Annotated in this window: 7 protein-coding genes and 1 pseudogene; 3 read left to right on the top strand and 5 right to left on the bottom strand. The window is 61.0% G+C overall.

The annotated features are described in order from the left end of the window. Window positions 1–76: 76 nt before the first annotated feature. From NKJ13_RS31190 to NKJ13_RS31205, 4 genes and pseudogenes are all read right to left on the bottom strand, one after another. The gene (locus NKJ13_RS31190; protein ID WP_352779503.1) at window positions 77–490 is read right to left on the bottom strand and encodes a CopG family transcriptional regulator; all 414 of its coding nucleotides are present in this window, start codon (window positions 488–490) and stop codon (window positions 77–79) included. A gap of 121 nt (window positions 491–611) precedes the next feature. Further along, a pseudogene (locus tag NKJ13_RS31195) lies at window positions 612–2,638 on the bottom strand (conjugal transfer protein TraG). A gap of 669 nt (window positions 2,639–3,307) precedes the next feature. After that, window positions 3,308–3,529 carry a hypothetical protein gene (locus NKJ13_RS31200; RefSeq protein WP_352779507.1) on the bottom strand — a complete coding sequence of 74 codons (222 nt, stop codon included), beginning with the start codon at window positions 3,527–3,529 and terminating at the stop codon, window positions 3,308–3,310. Between the two features lie 83 nt (window positions 3,530–3,612). Then, the gene (locus NKJ13_RS31205) at window positions 3,613–3,801 is read right to left on the bottom strand and encodes a hypothetical protein (protein WP_352779510.1); all 189 of its coding nucleotides are present in this window, start codon (window positions 3,799–3,801) and stop codon (window positions 3,613–3,615) included. Here NKJ13_RS31205 and NKJ13_RS31210 point away from each other — a divergent pair. Continuing rightward, on the top strand, window positions 3,800–4,018 hold the full coding sequence (locus tag NKJ13_RS31210) for a KTSC domain-containing protein (protein WP_352772395.1): 219 nt from the start codon (window positions 3,800–3,802) through the stop codon (window positions 4,016–4,018). The genes NKJ13_RS31205 and NKJ13_RS31210 overlap by 2 nt on opposite strands. A gap of 306 nt (window positions 4,019–4,324) precedes the next feature. Here NKJ13_RS31210 and NKJ13_RS31215 read toward each other — a convergent pair whose 3' ends face one another. Continuing rightward, a complete protein-coding gene (locus NKJ13_RS31215) occupies window positions 4,325–4,513 on the bottom strand; it encodes a hypothetical protein (protein WP_352779514.1) in 189 nt (62 codons plus the stop codon). Between the two features lie 464 nt (window positions 4,514–4,977). On the opposite strand from NKJ13_RS31215, the gene NKJ13_RS31220 reads away from it, so the two are divergent. Together NKJ13_RS31220 and NKJ13_RS31225 are read left to right on the top strand one after the other, a co-directional pair. Further along, window positions 4,978–5,331 (top strand): hypothetical protein, encoded by a 354-nt coding sequence (locus NKJ13_RS31220; protein ID WP_352778088.1) that lies wholly within the window; start codon window positions 4,978–4,980, stop codon window positions 5,329–5,331. Between the two features lie 408 nt (window positions 5,332–5,739). Next, the gene (locus NKJ13_RS31225) at window positions 5,740–6,108 is read left to right on the top strand and encodes a hypothetical protein (RefSeq protein ID WP_352779516.1); all 369 of its coding nucleotides are present in this window, start codon (window positions 5,740–5,742) and stop codon (window positions 6,106–6,108) included. The last annotated feature ends 121 nt before the right edge of the window (window positions 6,109–6,229 follow it).

Raw genomic sequence — 6,229 nt, forward strand, 5'->3', positions numbered from 1 at the left:
AGGGCTTCGGTGATCGCCGGACCCATGGCGGTGCGCAGCATGGCGCGGCGGCGATGGTCGGCTTCCGGATGAGAACTCATCCTTCCCCTCCCCTGCGATCGTCCGTGCCAAGTGACCGTTTCCCGGAAGCGATTTGGCGGCCGACTTGTTCGACGAATTTCTCGAAGCGCTCCTGGGCAATCGCTTGCGTCGCCTTGTCCGGCACCGGCGTGTGAGCATGAAGCGTGATCGAAAAGCGGATGAAGAGCGCCAGGCTCTCCAGGATCATCTCGACATCGCGCCTGACATGTCCGAGGTCGCGGGAAAGACGGTCGAGCCTCTTGCCGTAGCGGTGGTCGAGTTCATTCTCCCCACGCCGCTCGATAAAGGCCTCGACCGCGTGCGCCACAAGGGCCGATTTGGTGGTCGATGGATTGCGGCTGAGGTTCTCCAGCTTCTCGCTCAACTCGGGTTCAAGCAAAAACTGGTGACGAATGCGGTGGGGCTTCATGCTGCTCGTTCCCTCTGACCGGCGCTGATGCACCGGCGATTGGGAACGAGCATCGTCGAGATCCTCGAAATAGCTTACGGCCGTTATCTACGCTGAGATGCGCCCGCGTATGGCGCGCCGTTCAGAAGCCGGGCACGATGTCCTTGTCGTCGCCCATTCCCTCGTTGAGGCGTACGCACGTGCGGCGGTGGAAATCCGATCCATGACGCGCTTGTCGGCGAGCGTCTCGCAGTCATCGTCTGCGGGCGTGAACAGATCGCCCTGATCAGGCTCCTGGACGACGAGGGTCCGTTCTTCGCGCAGGCCCGGATGGCGCTGCTGCTGGACACCTCCGTCTTCGATTGCCGCGCCGGCACTGTCGTCATCGCCAGCAAAACGCCGATCCACGCCGCGCACCTGTCTGCTCCAATCGTCCGGGCGCGACGTGGGCCGATCCGCGTAGGCACCGTCGCGCAGCACCGGCGAAGGCAGCACTCGCTCCGTGAAATTCGGATCCTGGTAATAACGCAACTTCTTGGCGCGAATCGGCGGCAATCCCGAAACCAGGATTAGTTCGTCAGCCTGCGGCAACTGCATCACCTCACCCGGCGTCAGCAGGGGGCGAGCGGTCTCTTGGCGGCTTACCATGACGTGGGACAACCAGGGCGCCAACCGATGGCCGGCATAGTTGCGCATCGATCTGAGTTCCGTCGCAGTACCGAGCGCGTCCGAGATGCGTTTGGCCGTGCGCTCGTCATTTGAGGAAAAGGCAATCCGCACATGGCAATTGTCGAGAATGGCGTTGTTCTCGCCATAGGCCTTGGAGATTTGGTCCAACGATTGCGCGATGAGATAGGCGCGGATGCCGTAACCCGCCATGAAGGCCAGGGCGGTCTCGAAGAAATCGAGCCGTCCCAGCGCCGGAAATTCATCCAGCATCATCAGGAGCTGATGCTTGCGGGTCTTCTTTGGATCGCCCTCCAGGCGCTCGGTCAGCCGCCGGCCGATTTGATTGAGCACCAATCGCACCAGGGGCTTAGTGCGCGAGATATCCGACGGCGGCACGACCAGATACAGCGACATCGGTCGCTCGGCATCCACAAGGTCGGCAATGCGCCAGTCGCAGGCCGACGTTGCCGCGGCAACCGTTGGATCTCGATAGAGCCCGAGAAACGACATGGCGGTCGAGAGAACGCCTGAGCGCTCGTTCTCTGACTTGTTCAGCACCTCACGAGCCGCCGAGGCCACGACCGGATGGACCTGGGGCTTGTCCACCGTGCCGAGGTGGTTGGTGGTCATCATCCGCTGCAGTGTCGCAGCGAATGAGCGTTGCGGGTCCGACAGGAAGGTGGCGACACGGGCGAGTGTCTTTTCCTCTTCGGCGTAGAGCACGTGCAAGATGGCGCCAACTAGGAGTGAATGACTGGTCTTCTCCCAATGGTTCCGCCGCTCCAGCGCGCCTTCCGGATCGACGAGAATGTCTGCGATGTTCTGAACGTCCCGGACCTCATCCGGACCTTTGCGCACTTCCAGCAGCGGGTTGTAGTGCGCCGATCTCGGATCGGTAGGATTGAACAAAAGGCAGTACGAGAACTTCGACCTCCAGCCAGAGGTCAGCTGCCAGTTCTCGCCTTTGATGTCGTGAATAACGGCCGAGCCGGTCCAGGAAAGAAGGGTTGGAACAACGAGTCCGACGCCCTTGCCCGAACGTGTCGGCGCAAAGGCCATGACGTGTTCCGGTCCGTCATGGCGCAGATAGCGATAATTCAGTCCGCCAAGGAAAACGCCGGCCGGCTGAAACAGCCCCGCCTTCTCGATCTCCAGCTTCATGGCCCATCGTGAGGACCCATAGGTGGTGACCAACCCCCGCTGCCGTGCGCGCCAGAGGGACCCAGCTATCGCGGCGGCACAGCCCAGGAACCCGCTGGCTCCGGCAAGTATGCCAGCCTTGTCGAAGACTTCAGGCGCATAGGCGTCAAATTGGAACCACCATTCGAACAGTTTCCACGGCTGGTAGATCGGCCAGCCGACTGTCACAAACCAGGGCGCGCCGAGTGGCGGCTGATAGGAGAGCATGTAGGCGCACCATTGGGTTGCAGTCCACACGCCAAGAATGACAATTGCGAATACGACAGCGATCTGCCCAATCAGCAACTTCGTGGGTGTCAATGGCTTGCTCCGCTCTTCTGGGCAGACGGACCAAACATCGCGCCGAGCGATGAGAATTCGAACGGCCTCTACGTGCGACCAGGTGCGATGACAAGGTTGATAGGCATTGTTCACCTGCGAAAGCGAAAATCCGCCGCAGCAACCTGTCGGCGGTGCCAGGTACGCGGTTGGTCGCAGAAATGTTGGCTTCTGTGCAGGCACATTAGATGTGCTGACAGACAAACCTCAGACAAGTCCGGAAGATATGCCCGCCTATCATTGGAGCCGACGCGTTTGTGCGGGTAGCGAGGAAGATTCTGGCCGGCGATGGATGGCGGATCCACACTGCCTTTTTACGCGCTTCGAAGCACGAAGCGTGAACCATTTGTGCCTCGATCTTGGTTCGGTCTCGGCTTGCAGGAGGTCGATTGACGAACGCCAGCCTGGTCGTACGCGGAGTTCGTGAGAAAGCTTAACGTCAGCGACATCGACATCGAAAATGCGATCACCGAGCGAAAGGTGAAATGTCGCGCCGCTGACGCTTCAAAGCCAAGCCCGCGCGCCTCACCGATAAGAGCTTTAGCTATCGCGTTGGCGGCATCGTCGCGGTGCCTTCGGGACGTCGAATAGGCCCACCCGCGGCGCTCGCACTCGATCTCGGCGCGGGTTTTCCCTTGTCTCATCGCCCTGTCAGCGCGTTGCAAATGAGCGAAACCAAGCTGTCGCGCGCTCGCTTGTGAAGCGCGCCTTTCGGCTGCCATGCAAAAAATCATCAACGCTCATCCAATCAACCGGGTTTGTGTCGGCGTCTGGCTGGCTGAATTCCACATACAGATGCAGTTCGTCCGGCACGAAGACGACCCTCCACGATCCTTTGATATCGTTGGCAAGGTTGTAGGCGATGGCGGTCATGGCGATCCACTCCTTCGCCTGGAGCGTGCCTATCTCACGGGAAAATTCCATCGCCAGAAGTTGGTATTGACGCTCCCGCTTTCTCAGAAATCCAACGTCCACGTGATGCCGAAAGGTGCAGCTAGCTTTTTGTGCATCTCGATTGGGAACACTGGACCGCCGCGAAAGTTCGGTGCACGCAGCGAATCCTCCACCTCCAGGTATTGCTGCAGATCGGTATCCCGATCGGCCCGCGCTCCCGCAAGGCGCGGGCCTCGGCCTGTGGTGCTCATGCCATCTACTTCGATCCGCAAGATGGAATATGATCTGGATAGAAGGACCCTCTCGGTGTGGTTCGTCGCCAGCCGTAAACGGTACGAGTTTGAGGGGGTACCGCCGGAAACCTTTGCCGCGTTCCGGGCCGCGTTCGCCAAGGGCCGCTATTTCAACGACCATATCCGCAACAATTTCCGCTACCGTCTGGTTGCGAGCGATAGCGACCCGGGATGACCTGACCTGCCGGCGGCTCAATCGTCCTGTCGCTCCAACCGGCGGTTGGTGGACGCGTTGCCGCCGTTGCGCTTAGGGTTGGTTAGGTCCGCGCTCACTTGGCAAGCCCAACCCCCCGCATCCCCCCGCCTGGTGCAAAGCGTTTGATCGGTCCCGCCGTTCTGGCAGTGCGGCGGGACTTCCAGGTGGAACATCGGCGCGCGGGGAAGGCGCGGTGCACGCAGCACCCTTTTCTCATCCAACGTACGTCGGTGGCGCGCTGAAGGGTCTCAACGTCGGTCTGGCGCCAGAGCTCAACCAGCTGGACTATTGCTCGACCGGAAGCGGCTCGTGCTGCGGCTCAGCGTGGTGGAACACCTGTCCAAGATCGCGCGCGTCGAACGTTTGGCCGCAGACTGGGCAGTAGACAAAATGCTTCGACTCGTTCTCTACCGGCCCGTCATGCGGCCTGCCCTCATAGCCTGTCGCGATGTTGTCGGTTCTAGTCCGGGGCATCTGCAAGTGCCTTTCGTCGTTTTGGCGGCCGATACTTCTCCACCAACCGGGCCCTCTCACGGTCGACCGTGACCAATGGCCCGAGGTCGATCGTCACAGTGTCCTCGTCGATGCGCGTGACCTCGCCTTTCAGGTCGATTTGCTGGCCTCGGTTCACCTTGGCGTGTCGATGATGGAATGTGGGAAGTCGTAACCTGGGATAGAGACGCTTACGCGGTCCTCTGTTATCCGCCTTCGAACCGTGGCAGTAATCGCCACCTGGTCACCAATGCCTATTCCCCGAGCCATGCCATGGATTCTGGTGCGGGCAGTGTCCTCTTCAAGAGGCTTCTAATATACGCCCGCCATCGTAAGGCTGACCTACGACCAGAGTTACAAAAGTTGAACTTCATCGGGGAACACTCCTTCTGTCTGCCTGTTCAATTTGCCAGGCGCATCCCGCGCATTCAGACAGGAGAAAGATGATGAAACGCATCCTTTTGGCTTCGGCCGTGCTGGCGGTGTCGGCCGGGCTTTCCTTTGCCCAGACGACCAGCGGAACTTCGAGCGGAAGCTCGACCAGCGGAACCTCGACCACCACAACCATGCCCAGTACGACCGATCAGGGCACCGGCACGACGAGCAGCGGCACCAACATGTCCGGCGATCAGGGCACCGACACGACGACCACCAGCGGCACCACGAATCCGAACTCGGCCAGGGACTGCGCGCCCGGCCAGCAGACTGGCAGCGCTCAGCAGGCGGCGCCTGGTCAGCAGGACACGGCAGCCAACACCGCCGCGCCGGGCCAGGTGAAAAAGACCGACGAAGGTTGCTGATTGGCACATCGGCTCAGGTTGGAATCACCAGCGTGTGGCTGGCTGATCTCCCCCGACCACCGCCTGAACTCAACTCGGCTGGCGAGCAAGTTCCCGCCAGCTCAACGTTCTGATGCTGAAAATACTGGACCAGATCTATGCGTTCTCACCGTGGCGCCAGCGAAGCGACGACACCGGGGCGGGACAGGCGAGGCCGCTACAGCTCCAGGCTTGTCTTCCCGGTGCGCACGGCGTCGACGACTTCGCTCATCGAGTCGAGGACGAGCTGGCCGACGATCCGCATGCGGATCAGCAACTCAGGGTCGATCGAGGGACGGCCGATCGGGCAGGCCGCACCCTAATACCCAAGCGGAAAGGCCACGCCCACGCCTGGACACGGCCAGTGTATAGCGGCGGGCTGCTTGCCAAATGAGCTCTAGTGATGTCGAGCGCCCGCTGCGCCGATATGAGCGTGGAGGCCACGAACAGGCGTATCAAAGGTCTGGCCTGATCGCGCCGGTGAGTGATGCGGATAAAGGCCTGGTGGCCAGGCATCAGCGGCTCGGCCGCCGCCACGATCTCGGCCTGCCGCCACTTGTAGAAGGGCGCCAGATATTGGCGGATGGCCTTGAGCGTAGCGTCATGCTGGAGCGCCAACGGATCGGGATCGATGCCGCCAAAAGGCGACAAGACCAAGTACCCAGGACGGAAGCGATGGGGAAGCGCGACAAGATCGTGAAGTTGGATGCCGAGGGCATGACCAGAACAGCGATAGCCAAAGGAACTGGGGGTCAGTGAGCGGAGCGTTTATCGGGCGCTTCAGGGGACCGGTGAGCGCCGATAGGTGACCACTAGGACTACGAGGCGAATTAGGCCCCACCAGACTATGAAACGCTCCTCTCCCAAGCTGACCCGCGCT

This window comes from Mesorhizobium sp. M0174 (assembly GCF_040322275.1).
Classification (GTDB): Bacteria; Pseudomonadota; Alphaproteobacteria; order Rhizobiales; family Rhizobiaceae; genus Mesorhizobium.